Origin of the sequence: Pseudomonas purpurea, from assembly GCF_039908635.1 — a bacterium.
In the GTDB taxonomy this organism is placed as follows: domain Bacteria; phylum Pseudomonadota; class Gammaproteobacteria; order Pseudomonadales; family Pseudomonadaceae; genus Aquipseudomonas; species Aquipseudomonas purpurea.
Genome location: NZ_CP150918.1, coordinates 2448041 through 2470000, shown reverse-complemented (window position 1 = coordinate 2470000; position 21960 = coordinate 2448041). Strand labels below are relative to the sequence as shown.

The 21960-nt window shown below is 61.9% G+C and carries 18 protein-coding genes, 4 pseudogenes and 1 riboswitch; of the genes and pseudogenes, 17 read left to right on the top strand and 5 right to left on the bottom strand.

What is annotated here, in order from left to right; all coding sequences use genetic code 11:
- Positions 1-139: 139 nt before the first annotated feature.
- Positions 140-575: pseudogene (locus tag AABM54_RS11070) on the bottom strand (rhodanese-like domain-containing protein).
- A 99-nt stretch (positions 576-674) separates the two neighbouring features.
- Between AABM54_RS11070 and ftrA the strand changes: the two are divergent.
- Positions 675-1649, top strand: a pseudogene (gene ftrA, locus AABM54_RS11065) (transcriptional regulator FtrA).
- A gap of 12 nt (positions 1650-1661) precedes the next feature.
- On the opposite strand, the gene cobF reads toward ftrA, so the two are convergent.
- A complete protein-coding gene (gene cobF, locus AABM54_RS11060; RefSeq protein WP_347905454.1) occupies positions 1662-2426 on the bottom strand; it encodes a precorrin-6A synthase (deacetylating) in 765 nt (254 codons plus the stop codon).
- Entirely contained in the window at positions 2423-3010 is a 588-nt protein-coding gene (locus AABM54_RS11055) for a histidine phosphatase family protein (protein WP_347905452.1), read from the bottom strand. The genes cobF and AABM54_RS11055 overlap by 4 nt, the downstream gene beginning before the upstream one ends.
- A gap of 336 nt (positions 3011-3346) precedes the next feature.
- Here AABM54_RS11055 and AABM54_RS11050 point away from each other — a divergent pair, with 336 nt between their 5' ends.
- The 7 genes and pseudogenes from AABM54_RS11050 to astA all read left to right on the top strand — a co-directional run bounded on the left by AABM54_RS11050 (position 3347) and on the right by astA (position 10680).
- A complete protein-coding gene (locus tag AABM54_RS11050) occupies positions 3347-4198 on the top strand; it encodes a MurR/RpiR family transcriptional regulator (RefSeq protein ID WP_347905450.1) in 852 nt (283 codons plus the stop codon).
- 2 nt (positions 4199-4200) lie between these two features.
- The gene (locus tag AABM54_RS11045; protein ID WP_347905448.1) at positions 4201-4845 is read left to right on the top strand and encodes an isochorismatase family cysteine hydrolase; all 645 of its coding nucleotides are present in this window, start codon (positions 4201-4203) and stop codon (positions 4843-4845) included.
- The gene (locus AABM54_RS11040) at positions 4842-6194 is read left to right on the top strand and encodes a glutamine synthetase family protein (protein ID WP_347905447.1); all 1353 of its coding nucleotides are present in this window, start codon (positions 4842-4844) and stop codon (positions 6192-6194) included. Before AABM54_RS11045 ends, AABM54_RS11040 begins: the two co-directional genes overlap by 4 nt.
- Positions 6178-6930 carry an N-formylglutamate amidohydrolase gene (locus tag AABM54_RS11035; RefSeq protein WP_347905445.1) on the top strand — a complete coding sequence of 251 codons (753 nt, stop codon included), beginning with the start codon at positions 6178-6180 and terminating at the stop codon, positions 6928-6930. The genes AABM54_RS11040 and AABM54_RS11035 overlap by 17 nt, the downstream gene beginning before the upstream one ends.
- Before the next feature lie 151 nt (positions 6931-7081).
- A complete protein-coding gene (locus tag AABM54_RS11030) occupies positions 7082-8431 on the top strand; it encodes an APC family permease (RefSeq protein ID WP_347905444.1) in 1350 nt (449 codons plus the stop codon).
- Positions 8432-8566: 135 nt separating this feature from the next.
- Positions 8567-9583 carry an arginine N-succinyltransferase gene (locus AABM54_RS11025; RefSeq protein WP_347905442.1) on the top strand — a complete coding sequence of 339 codons (1017 nt, stop codon included), beginning with the start codon at positions 8567-8569 and terminating at the stop codon, positions 9581-9583.
- Positions 9584-9644: 61 nt separating this feature from the next.
- Positions 9645-10680 (top strand): annotated as a pseudogene (gene astA / locus AABM54_RS11020) (arginine N-succinyltransferase).
- Here astA and AABM54_RS11015 read toward each other — a convergent pair.
- Positions 10677-10895 (bottom strand): carboxymuconolactone decarboxylase family protein, encoded by a 219-nt coding sequence (locus tag AABM54_RS11015; RefSeq protein WP_347905441.1) that lies wholly within the window; start codon positions 10893-10895, stop codon positions 10677-10679. The pseudogene astA and the gene AABM54_RS11015 overlap by 4 nt on opposite strands.
- A gap of 10 nt (positions 10896-10905) precedes the next feature.
- Positions 10906-11108, top strand: a riboswitch (cobalamin riboswitch).
- 207 nt (positions 11109-11315) lie between these two features.
- On the opposite strand from AABM54_RS11015, the gene AABM54_RS11010 reads away from it, so the two are divergent.
- The 6 genes from AABM54_RS11010 to AABM54_RS10985 all read left to right on the top strand — a co-directional run bounded on the left by AABM54_RS11010 (position 11316) and on the right by AABM54_RS10985 (position 16696).
- The gene (locus AABM54_RS11010) at positions 11316-13181 is read left to right on the top strand and encodes a TonB-dependent receptor (RefSeq protein WP_347906169.1); all 1866 of its coding nucleotides are present in this window, start codon (positions 11316-11318) and stop codon (positions 13179-13181) included.
- 14 nt (positions 13182-13195) lie between these two features.
- Entirely contained in the window at positions 13196-13939 is a 744-nt protein-coding gene (locus tag AABM54_RS11005) for a (2Fe-2S) ferredoxin domain-containing protein (RefSeq protein WP_347905440.1), read from the top strand.
- Complete coding sequence (locus tag AABM54_RS11000; protein ID WP_347905439.1) at positions 13932-14846, top strand: ABC transporter substrate-binding protein; 915 nt, start codon at positions 13932-13934, stop codon at positions 14844-14846. The genes AABM54_RS11005 and AABM54_RS11000 overlap by 8 nt, the downstream gene beginning before the upstream one ends.
- A gap of 355 nt (positions 14847-15201) precedes the next feature.
- Positions 15202-15810, top strand: coding sequence for a hypothetical protein (locus tag AABM54_RS10995; protein ID WP_347905438.1), 609 nt, complete (start codon positions 15202-15204; stop codon positions 15808-15810).
- A gap of 9 nt (positions 15811-15819) precedes the next feature.
- Complete coding sequence (locus AABM54_RS10990; RefSeq protein ID WP_347905436.1) at positions 15820-16461, top strand: transposase; 642 nt, start codon at positions 15820-15822, stop codon at positions 16459-16461.
- Positions 16462-16498: 37 nt separating this feature from the next.
- On the top strand, positions 16499-16696 hold the full coding sequence (locus AABM54_RS10985; RefSeq protein WP_347905434.1) for a hypothetical protein: 198 nt from the start codon (positions 16499-16501) through the stop codon (positions 16694-16696).
- On the opposite strand, the gene AABM54_RS10980 is transcribed toward AABM54_RS10985, so the two are convergent.
- On the bottom strand, positions 16689-17774 hold the full coding sequence (locus tag AABM54_RS10980) for a diguanylate cyclase (RefSeq protein ID WP_347905433.1): 1086 nt from the start codon (positions 17772-17774) through the stop codon (positions 16689-16691). The genes AABM54_RS10985 and AABM54_RS10980 overlap by 8 nt on opposite strands.
- A 303-nt stretch (positions 17775-18077) precedes the next feature.
- Here AABM54_RS10980 and glcD point away from each other — a divergent pair.
- The 3 genes and pseudogenes from glcD to glcF all read left to right on the top strand — a co-directional run bounded on the left by glcD (position 18078) and on the right by glcF (position 21858).
- Positions 18078-19579, top strand: a pseudogene (glcD, locus tag AABM54_RS10975) (glycolate oxidase subunit GlcD).
- A complete protein-coding gene (gene glcE, locus AABM54_RS10970) occupies positions 19579-20637 on the top strand; it encodes a glycolate oxidase subunit GlcE (RefSeq protein ID WP_347905431.1) in 1059 nt (352 codons plus the stop codon). The pseudogene glcD and the gene glcE overlap by 1 nt, the downstream one beginning before the upstream one ends.
- 3 nt (positions 20638-20640) lie before the next feature.
- Positions 20641-21858, top strand: coding sequence for a glycolate oxidase subunit GlcF (glcF, locus tag AABM54_RS10965; protein WP_347905429.1), 1218 nt, complete (start codon positions 20641-20643; stop codon positions 21856-21858).
- Positions 21859-21960 lie beyond the last annotated feature (102 nt).

The window sequence follows — 21960 nt, the reverse complement described above, 5'->3', positions numbered from 1 at the left end:
AAGCAAATTACGTTTATGCGACAAATAATTATAAAAACAAGCAGCGAAATTCCATACTGATTGGAGCCGCTCCGCGCTGGCGATGCTCCCATGCTTGCTGCAAATTGAGTGCCTTCCTTTATAGGAGCAACGTGCCGACTCAGCATTCACAGCCGATGCCATGCCGAGTGGGCTGCTCGCCCCCATGACTCAACGTAAAGCCCTCATCCAGCCAACCGGTCACCCCGCCGATCATTTCCTTTACCGGATAACCCAAGGCCGCCAGTTTTACAGCCGCCTTGTTCGCACCGTTGCAGTGCGGGGCCGGCGCAGTACACCACGAACAAGGTGTTCTGCGGATACTCAGCCAGCCCTTGCGCTGTGATCAGCCGCCCCGGAATGTTGACCGCACCCGGCACATGACCACGCTCAAAAGCAACCGGCCCCCGCACGTCCACTAGAACGAAGTCGACTTCTGCGGCTTGTTGACTGCTGTAAACGTCGGAACAGTCGGTTTCAAATGTCAGGCGATTGCTGAAATGCATCAGCGCAATGGCCGAAGGCGCTGCGGGAACTTCACGGACGAGGCTGGTCATGGGTTTTCTCCAAACGATTGTAGGCGTAGGAGAACTGTAACCAGGCGACGCTTACAGCTACAGTGGCGCACAAGACACCCACTGGGAATTTTCCGCCAAATGCACAACGATCCCGGCTTAGTCGCGATTCTGGCCTACGACGGACTCTGCACCTTCGAGTTCGGGATCGCCGTAGAGATCTTCGGTCTGGCACGACCCGAGTTCGAGTTCCCCTGGTACCGGCATCAAATTGTTGCGGTGGACACCGGGCCGATGCGCGCCACGGGCGGAATCCAGGTACTTGCTGATGGCGGTATGGAACTGCTGGAAAGTGCCCGCCCCGTGATTATCCCTGGCTGGCGCAGCCGCAGCGAACCGGTGCCGCCAGCGCTGCTCGGCGCATAGCGTGAGGCCCACGCCCGAGGCGCCCGGTTGTTGTCGATTTGTTCAGGTGTGTTTGTATTGGCCGCCACCGGTTTGCTCGATGGCTTGGCGGCGACCACCCACTGGCGCTACACCGACAAACTGGCCGAGCGATTTCCAAACATCCTCGTTGACCCCGACGTGCTGTACGTCGATGCGGGCCAGTTGATTACCTCAGCTGGTAGCGCCGCCGGCATCGACGCCTGCTTGCATCTGGTGGCGCGCGACTTCGGCACCCAGGTCGCGAACTCGGTGGCGCGACGCTTGGTGATGTCACCGCAACGCACCGGGGGCCAGGCGCAGTTTATTCCCACCCCTGTGAGCCGCACGCCGCGCAGCGATCTGTCGCGGGTCATGCAATGGGCTCGCGAGCGCTTGCACGAACCGATCGGCGTGCGCGAACTGGCCAGCCAGGCGGCCATGAGCGAGCGCACGTTTTTGCGGCGATTCAGCGAAGCCACCGGCACTTCGCCCAAATCGTGGTTGCAGCAACAACGCCTGGCCCGGGCTCGAGAACTGCTGGAAAGCAGCCGCCATCACAGCGAACAGATCGCGCAAATGTGCGGGTACCGTTCGGTGGAAAGTTTCCGGGTGGCCTTTCGCAGCGTGGTGGGATTGCCGCCATCGGTCTATCGCGAGCGGTTTGGGCGCGAAACAACGGCGCTGTCGTAAGCGACCGTCGCCCTACTCGGATTCAGGCTTGCGCAACAGATAGGTGTCCATGATCCAGCCGTTGGCCAGTTGAGCCGCTTTGCGCACCCGCTCGATCTCATCGGCCACATCACCGAGTTTGCCGGCAATGAGGATCTCGTCCGGTGTGCCGAGGTAGGCGCCCCAGTAAATCTGCGTCTGCGGGTCCGCGACCTGATGATAAGCATCCTGCGCATCGAGCATCACCACCAGGCTATCGGCCTCACTCACCTGCCCCGCCGCCAACCGTCGACCGGTGGTGATTTCGACTGAACGGCCGATACGATTGAGCGCCACTTTGTGCTGCGCGGCCAGGGCCTGGACGCTGGTAATGCCGGGAATCACTTCGAAGTCGAACACGCAGCGACCCGAGGCGAGAATCGCCTGCAGAATCCGGATCGTACTGTCGTACAACGCCGGGTCGCCCCATACCAGGAAGCCGGCACATTGGTCGTCGGTCATTTCTTCGTTGATCAACCGCTCGTAGGTCTGCTGCTTACTCCGGTTCAGTTCTTCGACACTGGCCTTGTAGTCAACATCGCCACGCTGGCGCTCCGGACAATGCGCCTCGACGAAGCGATAGTCGCGGTCGGTAATGTAGCGCTCGCAGATGTCACGCCGCAGGTCGATCAGCGTGTCCTTGGCCTGGCCCTTGTCCATCAGGAAGAACACGTCGACACGGTTCAGCGCCTTGACCGCCTGCATCGTGATGTAGTCCGGGTTACCGGCGCCTATGCCGATGATCAACAGCTTTTTCATGGAGTGATCCTTTCACAGTCTGCGCCAACGTCTTGCACACGTAGGCGCCAACGGCCATTGAAGCGCAGTTCGACGGCCGACAACGGCTCGATGTCAATCAGATTGAACGCCGTCGGCGCGCAGTGCATTACCTGCACCAGCGCTGCGCGAATGACGAACGGATGAGTGACCGCGACCACATGCCCCGCCGTGTGAGTCAAGGTTTGCAGCCAATCGGCGACGCGCGTGCAGAGTTGCGTTACCGACTCACCACCGTGGGGCGCCGCATTCGGGTCACCGAGCCAGCGCTCAAGCACTTCGGGCTCGGTCTTTTGCAGGTCGCCAATGCGCTGACCATGCCAGCGCCCGACATCATAATCAGCAAGGGCCGCGACAACCTGCGCCTGGGCGGCAAACAGCTGGGCGGTTTGTCGCGTACGCAACTCAGGCCCACAAAGTACCCGCGCCGTACTCTTGAAATGAGCGCCACGGGTTCCACGGGCGACTTCCCAGTCCATTTCCACCGGCTCATCCATAGGAAAACGCGCCAATTTTTGTGCGACGGTTCGCGCATGGCAGATCAAGGTCAAGCGGGTTACCTGCACAGGAAATCACTCTGAGTGGCGAAGGAAAAAGAGTACAGCGGATTGGCCTGGAGGGACATTGTGTCGAAAGGGCCGAACTTATGGGCTGTACGGCCGACGAATCGTCGGCAACCCAAGCACTGTCATCCCAAACAATCGGCAATGTCCTACAAACTTAAAGGTACTTACTTACATCACTTCCAGAAATAGCCGAACACCCAATCAGAGCGGGCGCTAAGCACCGATTTAGAGCCTCGCAAAGGCTACAAAAATTCACTAGACATGTAGCGTACATTACATAAATACTGTTTTAACGGATTATGAAACTAAAACAACAACCCCCTGTCAGGAGCTCGGATGCCCTCTCTCAGAGACCTGATTACTGAGCCCGGCCTCGACCTCACGCCGGCGGAACGCAAAGTCATACGCGCCTTGCTGGACCATTACCCGCGTAACGGGTTGGGCCCGATGTCCCGTCTGGCAGAACACGCCGGCGTCAGCGACCCCACCATCGTACGACTGGTGAAGAAGCTCGGTTTCGGCGGCTATGCCCAGTTCCAGGAAGCGTTGCTCAGTGACATGGATCATCGACTGCGCTCCCCCAGCACCCTGTTGCAACCGCGCTCCCATATAAAAGGTGACACCTGGACCCAGTACCTGGAGAGCTGCGGGGGCGCCTTGCAGGAAACCCAGGCACTGACCCAGCCCGAAGACGTGCGCATCCTGATGCAGTGGCTGCTCGACGGTCGCCATCAAGTGCATTGCTTTGGCGGACGGTTCAGCAGTTTCCTCGCCCAGTACCTGCTCAATCACCTGCGGCTGTTCCGTTCGGGGTGTTTTGCCCTGGAAGACAACGCGCAATTGCCAGACCGTTTGTTCGACGTGCAACGCCAGGACGTGGTGCTGGTATTCGACTACCGCCGCTATCAGTCCCAGGCACTCAGGGTCGCCAACGCCGCCAAGCAACGGCACGCCCGGGTCGTGCTGTTTACCGATATCTATGCCTCACCGTTGCGCGAACTCGCTGACCTGGTGATGACCGCTCCCGTGGAGTCCATCTCGGCGTTCGACACCCTCGTTCCGGCATTGGCCCAGGTCGAGGCGCTGATTGCCTGCCTGGGGCTGAGTTGCCCAGAGCTTGCCGAGCGCCTGGAAGGCATCGATGCACTTCGGGCCGAATTCACCACTCACCTGCTAGAGGAAAAATAAGGATGTTTATTCTCCCCCACCGCTCGCCTCGTGACCTGCCGTACGTCACCGACCACACGGCCCTGTTGCTGGTGGACATGCAGCGTGCCTGGCTGGACCCATCGCTTGATGCCCACCACCGAGGCCCGGAGGCGGATTACTTCCTGACCCGCGCACACCAGATGGTCATCCCCAACCAGCGCAAGTTGCTGGACGCCATGCGCTCGGCGCAGCAAAACGTTCTGCATACGGTCATCGAGAGCCTGACCGTCGATGGTCGCGACCGCTCGCTGGACCATAAGTTGTCGAACCTGAATGTGCCCAAGGGCAGCCCCGGCGCGATGATCGTCGAGCCACTGGCGGCGCTAGAAAACGAAATCGTGCTGCCCAAGACCTCGTCGGGCGTCTTCAACTCGACCAACATCGACTACGTCCTGCGCAACCTGCAAACCCGCCACCTGATCATTGCCGGCATCGTCACCGACCAGTGCGTGGACATGGCCGTGCGCGACGCCGCCGACCGTGGCTACCTGGTGACGCTGGTGGAAGACGCGTGCGCGACCCACACCGAAGAACGCCATCACGCGTGCCTGAATGCGATCAAGGGTTACTGCTGGATCACCGACACCCAGACCGTCATCGGCCGTTTGCAGGAGATGCTGCCATGAGCCGCACGCCCGGCGTGGCGCCGCTGACGCCCGTGGACATGACCACGCTGGTGACCACCGACCTGGTCGGCATCACACGTGGCCGCTCGTTTCCCACCGATGAGCTACCACGCTATACCGCCACCGGGTGTGGCTGGGTGCCGGCCAATATCGTCCTGACGCCCCAAGACACCATCCCCAGCGAAAGCCCTTGGGGCGCGTATGGCGATCTGCGGTTGATTCCCGACATGAGCAGCCGCGTGACCGTCAGCAACGGCCCGGATGCCAACGCGCCGGCCATGGACTTCATCCACGCCGACATCTGCGAGACCGATGGCCGGCCATGGGCCGCATGCCCGCGTACGCTGTTGACTGACGAAATCCAGCGTTACCGCGACCAGCTCGGTTTGCAGGTCAATGCCGCGTTCGAACATGAATTCAAACTCGGCATGGCGACACCCCAACCTGCGCAACCCGCGTTGTCGCTGACCGCACAACGCCAGGGCGCCGAGTTCGGCGGCTGGCTGCTCAGCGCCTTGCGCGCTGCCGGTGCAGAGCCGGAAATGTTCCTGCCGGAATTCGGTAAAAACCAATACGAAATCACCTGTCGCCCGGCCCTCGGCGTCGCGGCGGCCGACCGTGCGGTGAACCTGCGCGAAATCACCCGTGAGATCGCCCGGCAAATGGGCATGTCGCTGACCTTCGCCCCGAAAACCGAAGAACACGGTGTGGGCAATGGCGTGCACTTGCACATGAGCCTGCAAGACCTGGAGGGCAACCCAAAGCTGTATGACGAAAACCTCCGTAATGGCCTGTCGATGCTCGGCGAACACTGGGCGGCCGGTATCGTGCACTACTTGCCGGCGCTGTGCGCCCTGACCGCGCCGACACCCGTTTCCTATCTGCGCCTGGGGCCTCATCACTGGAGTGCGTCGTACGCGTGCCTCGGGCATCGCAATCGCGAAGCCGCGCTGCGTATCTGCCCGACCGTGAGCATGGGAGAGAAGTCCCAGGCACAGCAATTCAACCTGGAGTTCCGCGCCCTGGACGCCACTGCTTCGCCGCACCTGGCAATGGCCGCGATCCTGATCGCCGGGCGTCTGGGCATCGAACAATGCCTGCCACTCACGGCCATAACCGACAAAGTACCGGACGACCTCAGCGCCCAGGAACGTGAATCCCTGGGGATCAATGTCCTGCCTGCTTCACTGCCAGAAGCACTGGCCATGCTGCGTGACAGCAAGGCGCTGTTCGACGCGCTACCCAAGCCTCTGACTGATTCATATTTTGCGTTAAAGAAGGAAGAACTCACGTTGACGGATCAGCTCTCACCCGCCCAACTCTGTGAGCACTATGCACGCCTGTACTGAGTCTGCCGAGCTTGGTTTGTTTACCAAGCCGGCCTATCGCTTGAACCTGGAAGCGTCCGAGCACCCGTTGATTCTGGTGTGCGAACACGCCAGCCGCTACATCCCTGCGCCCCTGAATGACCTGGGGCTGAGCAGTGACGCCGCACGTGAGCATATCGCCTGGGACATTGGTGCCCTGGCGTTGGCCGAAGCCTTGTCCGAGGTACTGGGCGCGACCCTGATTTCGGCCAATTACTCACGACTGCTGATCGACCTCAACCGGCCACTGCACGCCCACTCCAGCATCCCGATGCAAAGCGAGGTGTATCAGGTGCCGGGCAATCAGGTCCTGGACGAAGCGACCCGTCAGTACCGTCGGGAACAGTTGTTCAACCCGTTCCACCAGCGCCTGGCGCAACTGATCGAGTCACGCCAGGCACAAGGCCGAGCGGTCCGTGTGGTGGGCATTCACAGCTTCACCCCGGTTTACTACGGTCAGCCACGAACGGTCGAAGCCGGCGTGCTGTACGCCCGCGCGCAATCCTACGCCCAACGGCTGATCGACGGTTTGAGCCGACATGAGTTGATCGTGGCCGGTAATCAGCCCTACACCATTGACCCACTGTCCGACATGACCGTGCCGGTGCACGGCGATGCGCGCGGCCTGGACTCGGTGCTGATCGAAGTCCGCAATGATTTGCTGCGTACGCCGGAAGCGGTGCAGCGCTGGGCCGACTATCTGGCACCCCTGCTGTAACAAAGAAAGAAAAACGCTGTCGTTTGTAGTACCGGTCAAACAACTATAAAAAATGCCGCAGTGTGTCTCTGACTCACTGCCCCAGTCGCGAAGCCCCGCCCGGTTCGCGGCTGATGTACAAGCCGAATTGGCCCTCAAGGAGAAACGCTTCATGGATGTTGAAGACTTTGGCTACAAGCAAGAGCTCAAACGCAGTCTGACGCTCAAGGATCTGGTGGTGTACGGGATGATCTTCATGATCCCGATCGCACCCTTCGGGATCTTTGGCTACGTCAATGCGGAAGCACCGGGCATGGTGCCGCTGGCGTACATCATCGGCATGATCGCGATGATTTTCACCGCCGTCAGTTACGGCAGCATGGCGCGGGCGTTCCCGGTGGCCGGTTCGGTCTACTCCTATGCACAACGCGGACTCAACCCGCACGTCGGCTTCATCGCGGGCTGGTTGATGTTGCTTGATTACCTGCTGATTCCGCCCCTGCTCTATGTCTACGCAGCCATGGCGCTCAACCACTTGTACCCGGAAATACCCAAGGTCGGCTTCATCCTCGCATTCCTGGTCGGCGCAACCTTCATCAACCTGCGCGGTATCAGCTTCACGGCCCGGATGAACCTGGTGTTCCTGTTCGCCCAACTGGCGGTGCTGGGGATTTTCCTTTTCTACGCCTGGAACGCCTTGCACGGTGGGGCCGGCCACGGCGAACTGACCCTCAAGCCGTTTTACAACCCACAAACCTTCGACTTCAGCCTGCTGATGCAAGCCGTCTCGATTGCCGTGTTGTCGTTCCTGGGCTTCGATGCCATTTCCACCCTCGCCGAAGAAATCAAAGGGGACCCGGGCCGCAGTGTCGGCAAGGCAGCGCTGATTACCCTCGGTGTGATGGGCGTGATTTTCGTGGTGCAAACCTGGATTGCCACCGACCTCGCGGCCGGCATGGGCTTCAAGTCTGCCGACACCGCGTTCTATGAAATTGCCGAAGTCGCTGGCGGCAGCTGGTTGGCGACCCTGACCGCCGTGGCCACCGCATTGGCCTGGGGCATCGCGGTGGCGGTGACGGCGCAAAGCGCTGTTTCACGCCTGCTGTTCGGCATGGCCCGCGACGGCAAATTGCCCAAGGCATTGGCCAAGGTTCACCCCAAGTACAACACCCCGCACATTGCGCTGTACCTGGTGGCCGTGCTGTCGCTGCTGATCTGCTACCTGTTCATCAACTCGGTCGACACCCTGACCTCGCTGGTCAACTTTGGCGCCTTGAGTGGCTTCGTCCTGTTGCACCTCACGGTGATCAACTACTACTGGCGCCGGCAGCAATCAGGCCAGGTCATCCGCCACCTGATCTTCCCGGCGGTGGGCCTGATCATCACCCTGGCGATCATGTACAACATGGGCGTTGCCGCGCAAAAACTCGGCTTCCTGTGGATTGCAGTCGGCCTGGTGTACCTGTTTTTCCTCAACCGCCACAGCACCGGCAGCGCGCTGCCTGATCCGTCCAACAATTGAACACGAAGACCCGGGCAGTCGCTGAGAGGGTTCAGCCGACCGCCGCTACAACGCTTGGCAATCGACAGTGATCGTCAGGCCCGGTAACCCACCCCACGGTGACGGTGCCGGGCCCTTTGAAACAGGAGTGCACCCATGCTGGCTTTGCGTCCAGTTCAGTTAACCGACTTGCCCCAGTTGCAGCAACTTGCGCGCGACAGCCTCGTGGGCGTCACTTCCCTGCCAGACGATACCGCGCAACTGCGCGACAAAATTCTCGCCTCCTGCGCCTCGTTCGACAGCGAGGCGCAGAGCAATGGGCAGGAAAACTACTTCTTCGTCCTTGAGGACCTCGCCGAACAGCGCTTGCGTGGCTGCTCGGAGATCCTCGCGACCGCCGGTTTCTCCGAGCCCTTTTACAGCCTGCGCAACCGGATGTTCACCAGTACCTCCCGTGAGCTGAACATCCAGCATGGCGTGCCGGCGCTATCGTTGTGTCACGATCTCAGCGGCCACACTTTGCTGCGGGGTTTCCATGTGGACGCGGCGCTGGTCGGCTCGGCGCAGGCCCAAATGCTTTCACGGGCCCGACTGCTGTTCATTGCCGCCCACGCCAAACGGTTCGCCGACGCGGTGATCACCGAAATCGTCGGCTACAGCGACGAAAACGGCCAGTCGCCTTTCTGGGACGCCCTGGGCAAGCACTTCTTCGACCTGCCCTATGTCGAGGCCGAACGCCTGTGCGGTTTGCAGAGCCGGAGCTTTCTCGCCGAGTTGATGCCGCACTATCCGATTTACGTGCCCATGTTGCCGCAGAGCGCCCAGGACTGCATCGGCAAGGTCCATCCCGACGGCCAGGAAGCCTTCGACATCCTCGAACGTGAAGGCTTCGAGACCAACAGCTACGTCGATCTGTTCGACGCCGGCCCGACACTCTATGCCCGCACCTCGAACATTCATTCCATTGCCCACAGCCAGACCGCAGTCGCTCGACTGTCGGCCACCCGCACGAGCGGCGGCCAGTATCTGGTGAGCAACGACTTGCTGCTGGGCTATCGCGCGATTGTCGCTGAACTGGACTGGCTGCCCGGCCAACCGGTGCCGCTCGATGCGCAGATGCTTGAAGCCTTGCACGTCAAGGATGGCAGCCAGGTCCGGCTGATTGCCCTATGAATCAGGCCCGGCACCGCACCGAACCACAGCGCCCGGACGGGCGCGATGAAGGAGCTGCATGATGATCGTACGTCCGGTTCGCGTGACCGATATCCCGGCCTTGATGGCGTTGGCACAACGGGCGGGCCCGGGGATCACCACCCTGCCGGCTAACGAAGAGCGCCTGGGGCCACCGGGTACGCTGGGCCCAGCGCACCTTTGCCGAACAGGTCGAGCGGGCCGATGCGGATTACCTGTTCGTGCTCGAAGACGACGATCAGCAAGTCATCGGCATCAGTGCGCTGACAGGCGCAGTCGGCCTGCGCGAGCCCTGGTACAACTATCGCTTGGGCATGACCATCAGTTCATCGCCCGACCTGGGCATCCAGCGGCAGATTCCGACGCTGTTCCTCAACAACGAAATGACCGGTCAATCGGAAATCTGCTCGCTGTTCCTGCGCCCCGACCAACGCGTGGGTCATAACGGTCGTTTGTTGTCGCTGGGACGTTTGCTGTTCGTGGCCGAATTCCCGCATCTGTTCGGCAAGAAGCTCATCGCCGAACTGCGCGGACGCGCCGATGAACATGGCTGCTCACCGTTCTGGGACAGTGTGGGCCGGCATTTCTTCAAGATGGATTTCAGCCAGGCCGATCACCTCTCGGGCCTGGGCAACAAGCCGTTCATTGCCGAATTGATGCCGCGCCAGCCGCTCTACACCTGCCTGCTCACCGAACAGGCCCAGGCCGTGATCGGCAAGGCCCACAGCAACACCGAACCTGCGATGAAGATCCTCAGCGCCGAAGGTTTTTCCCATCAGGGCTACATCGACATCTTTGACGGCGGCCCGGTGATCGAAGCCCAGGTCTCGAACGTGCGCACCGTGCGTGACAGCCAGACGTTGACGCTGGCCGTCGGCATGCCTGATGACGATGCGCCGATGTGGTTGATCCACAACCGGCGCCTGGAGAACTGCCGAATCACTGCGGCCCGAGCGCGGCTGGTCGGCGGGCACCTGCTGGTGGACCGCCTGACCGCCAAACGCCTGCAACTGCAACCGGGCAATTCAGTGCGCGCCGTACCGTTGCTCAAACAGCAGCAACACGCCGCTGCGGCCTAGTCAGCGAGCGTGAAGGCGTCCTCCAGCGGCACGCGGTAACCGTTGGCCAGGCGGTTGGTTTCGTTGGCCATGCCCACCACGGCCTGCAACTCGCCGAACATGTCGTGCGTCATCCACGCCTTGCGCGCCGCTGCCGTGTGCGAGCCGACGCAGTACGGGCAATTGTTGGCGCATAGGCACCGCTCATCGACCAGCCGAAGTTGACGAACGGTCATGCGAGTGTTCAGATGCCGCCCAGTTTCAGGTGCCTCATGCCGCCGTGCATGAGGTGAAACGGGAAACCGGTGCGCCCCTCAAGGGTTAGTCCGGTGCTGCCCCCGCAACGGTAAGCGAGTGACGCGTTCGATACACCACTGGGCCCAGGTCCGGGAAGGTGAACGTGTCCAGCCTCGCAAGCCCGGAGACCGGCCTGGAATTTCTGTTTGGCAAACCTGCGGTGGGCGGGCATGGGCCGGTATTGGCGCGTGTCCGGTACTTTCTCCTGCGTGCTTCTGCGAAGATTTTTTTCGAGAAGACCAACAATGACTCAGATTCAATCCCTTTACGCCCAGGCCCCTCGTCCTGCGCTGTTCGGCGCCTGTAGCGCCCTGCTCGGCTGCCTGTTCAGCCCGGCGTTGCTGGCCGGTGAAACGGCCATGACCCTCGATCAACAGATAGTCAGCGCGCCCTCGGTGGAGTCCACCACCGTCGCCGAGATGGCGCGTTTCGGCAGCAAGGTCGAGATCATCAATCGCGAGCAGATCGAACGCGCCGGCCCCAGCGCCGATATCAGCCGCGTGTTGCAGATGTCCGTTCCCGGCCTGTACGTCGCACCGAAGAACGGCCCCTTCGACTACGGCACTTACTCGCTGCTGGGCGGGCGCAACGACGACACCTTGATCCTGCTCGACGGTGTGCGCCTGAACAATCGCCTGTACGGCGGTCTCTACCTCGACACCCTGCCGGCCAACGCCATCGAGCGCATCGAAGTGCTCAAGGGCGGGCAAAGTCTGTTGTTCGGCACCCAGGCAGTCGCCGGGGTGATCAACATCGTCACCCGCAGCGCCCAGACCCGTGAAGCTTCCGGCGAGGTCAACCTGGGGCTGGACAGCTTCATGGGCCGCAGCGGCAACGCCCGTGCCGAGAAGATTTTCAGTAACGGCTTCGGCGACCTCGGTTTGCTGGCGTACGTCAGCCACAACGTTTCCGACGGCTATCAGCCGTACCGCAGCAAAGACATGAGCAGCACCGTCAGCGACAAAAAACGTTCCTATGAAGTCACCACCCTCGGCGCCAAGGCGACCCAGGCTTTCGGTGATGATTCGCGGTTGGAGCTGTTCTACCAGTACGCCGACGCCAACCTGGATTTTGCCCGCCCCACCCACAACAGAAAGACCACCAACGACCGGGTGCAACAGATCGCCACCGCGACCTTCGAACAGCGCCTGAGCGAACAACTGAGCTACTTCATCAAGGGCCACGTCAACGACTGGGACACCCGTTACACCCGCATCAACAACCTGCCCGGTGGCGGCACTCGCGTGGTGAACGACAACGATTACTGGGGTTTCACCGACTGGGGCGTGCAAGCCGAAGGCAAGGCGCAATTGCCGGGAGGCCATGTGCTGGTGTTCGGCTCGGACAACCAATGGTTCAAGGGCCAGGACGATGTGTTGGTGATCGACAACAACAAGGCCCAGGCCCACGCCCTGTACACCCAATTGCGTCCGGTCATCGACGCCCTGCCCGACTGGCACCCGAGCATCGGCGTGCGCCACGAAAGCATGAGCGGCGGCGACAGCGCCACGGTGGGCATGCTCACGTCGTTGTATGACCTGACCGACAACTGGCAACTGCGCGGCCAGTTCGGCACCGCTTACAAACTGCCGAACGCCGAGCAACTGTTCGTCAACGAGCCAGGGGATGAGATGGGCAACCGCAACCTCAAGCCCGAGAAAAGCCGCAACGCCGAACTGGGCCTGGACTACAAGGGCGCACTGCTGGACCGCGAGTTCAGCGCCAGCGTCACCGGGTTTCGGCGTGACATCACCGACCTGATCACCCTTGACGGCGTGCAATGGACCAACGGTGAAGGCGAGATCAACGTCCGGGGCGTCGAGGCCGATGCCAAATGGCAACTCGACGACCGCTGGAACCTCTCGGCGGACATGACCCGCAACCTTGTCGAATCGCGTAACGGCGTAACCCTCAGCAACATCCCGAGTTTCTTCGCCCGTTCGCGCCTGGGGTTTGAGTCGGACGACCGGATGTGGGGCGCCGGCGGTGCGATTCGCTACATCCGCGACGTGGTCAGCTCGCGGGACGTCGATTACGGCCATTACTCGGTGGTCGACGCCGATGCCTATCGCTACCTCGACAGCGCCCACCAGCATCGCGTGAGCCTGCTGGTGGAAAACCTGTTCGACCGTGACTACGCCACCAGCATGACCACCGGCAGCCCCCAGGTAGAAAACCTCGGACGGCCCTTCACCAGCGAAATCCGCTACACGTACCGGTTTTGAGGGAAAAACCCGACATGCACAGCGATTATCAAGACGTCCTGTTCGTCGGCCCCGGGCTGGCCAGCGGGGCCACGGGCGAAGCCTTCCGCCGTGATCTTCAAGCGCTGCACACTGACGCGGGCGGCACACAGATCATCGACACCCTCGACGGTTTCGAAGAGCTGTGGCGCACACTGCGTCAACCGGGGGCGGGCAATCGTCTGGTGGTCGACCTTGAACCGACCTCGGACGGTGCCTACCTGGACTGGCTGCGCGATGAGCTCGGGCGCATCGCCCAGGCTCATCCTCAGGCGCCACGCTTCTGGGTCACCGGATCGGCACTCGGGCGCCGTGGGCTGGATGCCCACGCGGCATGGGCCAGTATCGGGCAGACCGACCGCCACTTGCCGTGCGACAACGTCGGCGCGGTGCCGAGCGACCCTGGCTGGTCGACAATCCCCGACCATGCCCGCCAGGTGTTCCTCTGCACCGGCCCGCGCTGCGTGCGTCGGGGAGCGCTGCCCTTGTGGAAAGCCTTGCGCCGGGCGCTGCTCAAGCATGACCTGATCGAAACGCCTGGCGGCGTGTTGCTGACCCGCACCGCGTGCCAGTTCCCCTGCAACCTGGGGCCGGTGCTGACCGTGCACCCGGACGGCTGCTGGTATCGGGTGCGGCATGATGACGACGTAGAGCATCTGGTGAACATGCATTTGCTCGGCGGTAACGTGGCCGAGACCTTGCTGATCCGCCCACCGAACGGAGGCAAACCGGATGCGTAACACCCTGCTGACGTGCCTGCTGCTCGGCGGTGCGCTGCCGGTCATGGCCCAAACCTACGACAACTGCGGGCAAACCTGGACGCTCGACCACGCCCCCCAGCGCATCATCGCGCTCAATCAGCACAGCGCCGACACGTTGCTGGCTCTGGGTGCCGGCCCGTCCCTGATCGGCGTCGCCTACATCGACGATGACGGCCAGGCCATCGAGCACGGCACCTATCGCGGTATCCCGGTGATCTCCCAGCTCTACCCTTCGGCCGAAGTGCTTTACACCCAGCGCGCCGATTTGCTGGTCGGTGGCTTCGCCTCGGCGTTTCGCCAACACATGAGTTCACGGCCGGTGCTGGCAGACAACGGCGTCGCCAGTTACTTGCTGGAGTCGGCCTGCGAAGGGCATTCGCTGGATTATTTCGGGCATATCCGCCGCGACCTGCACACCCTCGGCGCCCTGGTGCAACGGCCGGATCAGGCACTGGCACTGAGCGCGGCACTGGACGCCGACCTGGCCCGCGCCGGCGCGTTGCGCAGCACCGAAAAGCCCTTGTCGGTGTTCTACCTCGACAGCGAAGTCAACGGCCTGGACAGCGAAGGCAAACGCGGATTCGTGAGCACCCTGCTGGAGGCCGCCGGGGCGCGTAACACCTTCGCCGATGTGGATGTCGCGCGCCTGATGGTCAGCAGTGAAACCCTGCTCAAATACGACCCCGATGTGATCCTGCTGGCCGACGCCGTGTGGTCCCCGGCCAGCCGCAAACGCTACCTGCTCAAGCATGATCCGGCGTTGTCGCAACTGCGGGCAGTGAAGGCGAACCGGATCATCGACATTCCATTCGCCCATCTGCTGCCGACCCCGACCAGTGGCCAGGTCGTGCTGGAACTGACGAGGAAACTCAATGCACTGGACTGATCGACGCGTGGGCTGGCCGGTTCCAGGTGATATTTCCCTCGCCGCGGTTCAAGGCTTCCGACGCCTTACTGCCCTTCCTCAGGACGAAAATCAGACCTGACAAAGCGACGCTTCGCCTCCCCGATAAAGACTGATCGCCTAGTCGACGGAGCTGCACACTGCCTAACATTCAGGTGAATTCCACCCGCCCTGAGTGCACGCCATGATGATGTCCTTACTCGGCAGCGACCTGTCACCGCCACAAATCAGGGACCGCATACGGTTCATCGACCTGTCCCGTGAGGTGAGGCAGTGGCTGCGGCAATTAGCGACCGACCCGAAGTCCTCAAGTCCCTGGACTCGCCGTGGGGCGATCATGAGTAGAACCAACTGCCAGGCCGGCACCATCACCCTTGCTTCCTCGTCCCGAGGTAACGTGAGCATCAAGGTGCCGGGGTTAGGCGCAGCGGCGCAGTTGTACTCGGTGCCCGGGCACTGCGTGCTGTTCGCCCTCCAACCGCACGCCTATGCCATTACCCGCTACCGTATCGAAGGTGAATGCCTGACGCGCCATGAACACGTGGTGGTCGACGCTCGGCATCCCGTGCACATCAACGGCGCGCATGAATTGTTTGAGCAGACTTCGGACGGTCAGGAGAACGCCGGGGTCATCGCCAGTTTCAACTTTCCCGACAAAACCGCGGACATTCAGGTATTTGATCGCTCGACCTTGCAAAAAACCGGTTGGTTTCCAGCCGATGATAGCGCCGCCCGCTTTCTCACCTGCCTGGAACTGCTGGAAGGCGTCGCAGACCCCCACACCTTCCAGGTCGCCGAAGAACTGATTTACCACTACCACCCCGGCGTCGCCTGGAAGGCATTCCAACAGATTCACCACGCCAGCCCGAACCGGGCACAACAGTACGTCAGGATGCTCGGGAAGCATCACAACCCCAGGCTCAACACGCTACTGGAACGGATCTGAGGCCACGCCATGCAACTGGATACCTTCGTCAAACGGCTTCAGCACTACGACCTTGCACACGATACGGCGCTCATCATCGATGACCTTCGCCACCTGGCAAAAAACCGAACGCTGCTGAGCGACCATCTGCTCAAACACCTGAAACAAACAGGCTTCAATACCCGCAGTTTTTTGTATAACGCCTACGCCTTTGTGCTGCATCACAACCCGTCTTTTTCTATTCGCCTCGGGTTCTGGCTACCGGTTTCGTCTCGAGACGAAAGCGCTACCTTCATTTACCACCTCAACCATACGCACGACTTTGAAATCTACAGCGTGGGTTACAGCGGCGACGGGTATCGATCTGTCGGCCGCATGATTCTTCAGGATGAGCCGTTGCAGGCAGGCGTGCGCCCAAAGTTGGGGAGCGTGCGGGAAATCAGACTGGCCCCGGGCGAAGTGCTGCACATGCAACCGTTCAATGAAGTACACCGACAATTGCCGCCCGAACGGCTATCAGCCTCGCTGAGCCTGGTCATCCATGCACAACTGCTGGAAAGCCAGCATCAAGCCTGGTGCTTCGATGAACACTACATACCGACTTTTGCCGGTATTGGGACGCAGGAGGTTGCCTTGTATGAACAAGCGCTGCACCTGCTCGAACACGGGTAGCAACCGCCACCCGAATCACTCAAAACAAGGAAGTGACATGAGTAAGACCACCCATGACTGGAGCAGCGTTCCGTTGTTCCGTGCCGCCACCCATGTGCTGAGCACACCCGTCCATAACAGCCTGGAGAGTGATTGCTGGGGACCTACCCCGCGCTTGAACGTGGGCAACATTCATGCAATCAAACAGTATTGGCAACGGCAGGCCGAGGGGGCCGAGAACCGTCCCGTCAGTTGACAATTTGTGCACCACGGTTCGCTCCGAGCCGTGGATCGTTCTCGGCACGACAGATCACCCGGTTGCGCCCGGTGGTTTTGGCCTCGTACAACGCCTGGTCCGCATCATTGAGCCACAAGGTCGCTTCGCCGTGTGCAGGGTTGAATGCGGCCAGGCCGATGCTCAGGCTGACCTTGAGCGCCGGGTTCTGTTCATAGCCCAGGGTAGCGAAGCGGTCACGCAGTGCATCCATGGCCTGGGCGGCGCTGTCCAGGGGCAGATCCGGGAGGATCACGCAAAATTCGTCCCCGCCGTATCGGCCAGCGAGGTCAGCGGCGCGCAGGTTCTGCTTGAGGATTCTGCTCAGTTGCCGCAGTACGATGTCTCCGGCGACATGGCCATAGGTGTCGTTGATCGATTTGAAGTGATCAATGTCGATCAGCGCAATCGCCCCACCTTGCTGGTGTCGCTGGCAACGCTGGAACTCGATCTCCAGTTGATCTTTCCACGCGCCGTGATTCAACAGCCCCGTCAGGCTGTCGGTGCGGCTCAGGGCCAGCAACTCGCGCTTGTGCAAACCCAGGGTGTGGGCCTGGCGGTAGCAGATCCAGCCCAGCGCCAAGGGATACAACGTCAGCAATGGCAGGCAGGCGTACAGTTGTTCGGGACTGGTGGCCGGGATGAACGCGGGCGTGAAAATCAGCAGCCCGACGCCGACGCCCATCAATTGGGCCACGCTGCCGGCCAGTAAAAAACGCAGCCCGCCAATGGCCACGTTATTCATCGCCATCATCGACAAGGAGGTGGCCGTGGGCAGCGGGTTGAACTGCATCGCCGCCACCCAGAAACCGCCCATGAACGAATCGATCAGCAGGTTGCGGTGTTCGGCGTGATAAGGCGTCGGTGAGCGGCGTGCCCATTGGTAGGCCACATGCGGCCAGAGCAGACCGTTAAACAGCATGAGCACCAAGACCCACACCGGTGGATGAAGCGGACGTATGGCCGCCGCCACGCAGACTAATCCCAGGGCCAGCCCCAGGGTTCGCGAGGTGTACAGCCTCCTGGCCAGTGAAAGTCCCTTTCCTCCAGTTTTTCGCATAGGGGCCAAAGCTCCTGTTGGCTGCCGCTGAACGGAACCTGAAACACGGGGTAATACATTCGGGATTGCTGGGAGTTTATCAGGGCGCCCTCAAATAGCCATCACCGATCAGCGGCTCGAAACAGGCCCGGGCGCCAATGTTTGACTATAAATGTCTGGTAGCCCACGGCACTGCACGCGTACTCGTGGCAAGCTCGCCGCGATTCAGGCCCCAACGTTGCTGTTGTGGGGGCGCGAAGACCGGATCGGGCACATGCCGATGGATGAACGACTGTACTGCAGGCTCCTGGAGGACATGGCGCGATGAACATTCTGTATGACGAGCGCGTCGACGGCGCCCTGCCCCCGGTCGACAAGCAGGTTTTGCTCAACGCCTTGCAACAGCAGATCCCCGACCTGGAAATTCTGCACCGCGAAGAAGAACTGGCGCCCTACGAGTGCGACGGGTTGTCGGCCTACCGCACCACGCCGATGCTGGTGGCGTTGCCGCGCCATATCGAACAGGTTCAGGCATTGCTCAAACTCTGCCACACGCAGCAAGTGCCGGTGGTGGCACGCGGCGCCGGCACAGGGCTGTCGGGCGGTGCCCTGCCGCTGGAAAAAGGCCTGCTGCTGGTCATGGCGCGCTTCAATCAGATTCTGCACATCGACCCTGCCGCCCGTACTGCGCGGGTCCAGCCCGGTGTGCGTAACCTGGCGATTTCCCAGGCCGCCGCGCCGTTCGGGCTGTATTACGCGCCCGACCCCTCGTCGCAAATCGCCTGTTCCATTGGCGGCAACGTCGCGGAAAACGCCGGTGGCGTGCATTGCCTGAAGTACGGCCTGACGGTGCACAACCTGCTGAAACTGGAAGTGCTGACCCTTGAGGGCGAGCGCCTGACCCTCGGTTCCGACGCGCTCGATGCGGCGGGTTTCGACCTGCTGGCGTTGTTCACCGGTTCCGAAGGTTTGCTGGGCATCATCACCGAAGTCACAGTGAAACTGCTGCCCAGACCTCAGGTCGCCAAAGTGTTGTTGGCCAGTTTCGACTCCGTGGAAAAGGCCGGCCGCGCGGTGGGCGCAATCATCGCTGCCGGGATCATTCCCGCAGGGCTGGAGATGATGGACAACCTGGCCCTGCGCGCCGCCGAAGACTTCATTCACGCCGGTTACCCGGTCGACGCCCAAGCGATTCTGCTGTGTGAACTCGATGGCGTGGAAGCCGATGTTCACGACGATTGCCTGCGGGTGCGCGCCGTGCTGGAACAGGCGGGCGCCAGCGACATTCGCCAGGCTCGCGACGAGGCCGAGCGGGTGAAGTTCTGGGCCGGACGCAAGAATGCGTTCCCCGCTGTGGGACGCCTGGCACCGGACTATTACTGCATGGACGGCACCATCCCGCGCCGCGAACTGCCTGCGGTGCTTGAAGGTATCGCCGCCCTCGCCCTTGAACACGGCTTACGGGTGGCCAACGTTTTTCACGCGGGCGACGGCAACATGCACCCGCTGATTCTGTTCGACGCCAACCAACCGGGTGAACTGGAACGCGCCGAAACCCTGGGCGGGAAAATCCTCGAACTGTGCGTGAAGGTCGGTGGCAGCATCACTGGTGAGCACGGCGTCGGCCGGGAGAAAATCAACCAGATGTGCGCGCAGTTCAATGCCGATGAGTTACGAGTTTTCCACTCGGTCAAAGCGGCGTTCGATCCACGGGGGCCCTGCTCAACCCCGGCAAGAACATTCCGACCCTGCAACGCTGCGCCGAGTTCGGTGCGATGCATGTTCATGGCGGGCAACTGCCCTTCCCCGAACTGGAGCGTTTCTGATGCAGGTCGAGCCCGACAGAGACGCCAGCGACGCCCTGCTGGAGCAAATCCACCAAGCCCTGGAGAACGCCACGCCGTTGCGCATTCAGGGTTCCAACAGCAAGGCCTTTCTCGGCCGCGAAGTCGCCGGTGAAGTGCTCGACACCCGTGCCCATCGCGGCATCGTCCACTACGACCCCACTGAATTGGTGATCACCGCCCGTGCGGGCACCCCGTTGAGTGACGTGCTGGCAGCGCTGGACGCCTGCGGGCAGATGCTGCCCTGTGAACCGCCGTCGTTTGGCAGCGAAGCCACCGTCGGCGGGATGATCGCGACCGGGCTGTCGGGGCCGCGTCGGCCATGGGTCGGTGCCGTGCGCGATTTTGTGCTCGGCACCCGGCTGATCACCGGCAGCGGTAAAGTACTGCGCCTGGGCGGCGAGGTGATGAAAAACGTCGCTGGTTATGATGTCTCGCGCCTGCTCGTGGGCAGTTTCGGCTGCCTCGGGGTGCTGACCGAAGTCTCGCTCAAAGTGCTGCCAAAACCCCGTCATTGCCTGAGCATCAGCCTGGACCTGCCACCCGCCCAAGCGTTGGACACACTCACCGAATGGGGCCAGCAGCCGCTGCCGATCAGCGCTGCCGCCCACGATGGCCAGCGTCTGTATGTGCGGCTCGAGGGTGGCGAAGGCTCGGTGACGGCCGCCCATCAACGCCTCGGCGGAGAGCCGCTGGACTCGGCCTTCTGGGCGGCGCTGAATGAGCAGCGCCTGGCGTTTTTCGACGAAGGGTTGCCGCTGTGGCGCCTGTCCCTGCCCAACAACCTGGGCCCGCTGACGCTGCCCGCAGAACAGTTGATCGATTGGGCGGGCGCCCAACGCTGGCTGAAAACCGATGCCCCCGATATCCAGTCACTGGCGCAGGCACTGGGCGGTCATGCGACCTGTTTCACCCCCGGCGCCAGCGACACCCCCTTCCAACCGTTGGCCCCGGCGTTGCTGCGTTATCACCGGCAACTCAAGGCCCAACTCGACCCTCAGGGGCTGTTCAATCCCGGCCGGATGTACGCGGAGCTTTGAGCCATGCAAACCACCCTGAGCGACACCGCCAAACGCCTGCCAAGGGCTGAAGAAGCCGACAGCATTCTGCGCACCTGCGTGCATTGCGGGTTCTGCAACGCCACGTGCCCGACCTATCTGCTGCTCGGTGATGAACTGGACGGCCCGCGCGGGCGCATCTACCAGATCAAACAAGTCCTCGAAGGCCACCCCGCCACCGCCCGGACCCAACTGCACCTGGACCGCTGCCTGTCGTGTCGCAACTGCGAAACCACCTGCCCGTCCGGGGTCGATTTCCATAACCTGCTGGACATCGGCCGAGCCGTGGTCAATCAGGCGGTGCCACGCTCACCGGGCCAACGCCTGTTGCGCCAGGGTCTGCGGGCCATGGCGCCGAACCCTGGACGGTTCAAGGCCCTGCTGCAGATCGGGGCGGTTTTCCGGCCGCTGATGCCCCGTGACCTCGAAGCAAAATGGCCGCATGACATACCGCCAGCCGGCCAACGACCGACGCGGAGGCAGGCGCGTCGGGTGCTGATGCTTGAAGGCTGCGTACAACCGGGTTTGTCACCCAACACCAATGCCGCCGCCGCGCGGGTGCTGGATCGTCTGGGCATCAGCATCACCGCCGTTGAGCAGGCCGGATGCTGCGGTGCACTCGACTATCATCTCGACGCTCAGGAGCAAGGGCTCAAGCGCGCCCGCCAGAACATCGATGCCTGGTGGCCAGCGCTGGAAAGCGGCGCTGAAGCCATCGTGCAAACGGCCAGCGGTTGCGGTGCCTTCATCAAGGATTACGGGCATTTGCTCAAGGATGATCCGGCTTATGCAGCCAAGGCCGAACGGGTCAGCGCGCGGGCCAGAGACTTGGTGGAGGTCCTGCGCGAGGAGCCGCTGGAGCGGCTGTGCGCCGCCACTGAACGGCGGATTGCCTTCCACTGCCCCTGCACCTTGCAACATGCCCAAAAACTCGGCGGTGCAGTCGAAGAACTACTGACCCGCCTCGGCTTCAATCTCACGTCCGTGCCCGACAGCCACCTGTGTTGCGGCTCGGCGGGCAGCTATTCATTGACCCAGCCCCTGCTGGCCCGACAACTGCGCGACAACAAGCTCAACGCGCTGGAGAGCGGCCGGCCGACGCTGATCGTCACGGCCAACATCGGTTGCCAAAGCCACCTCGGCAGCGCCGGGCGCACGCCGGTCAGGCACTGGATCGAACTGGTGGACGAGACGCTGCGTTGAAGATGCAGTCGTTTGCAGAATGAAGTACTGAAGAAACTTCGTTTGTCAGCATCACCTGCGCCGAACAGAATCGGGCCACTCCACTGTCATTGCGCCGGGAAT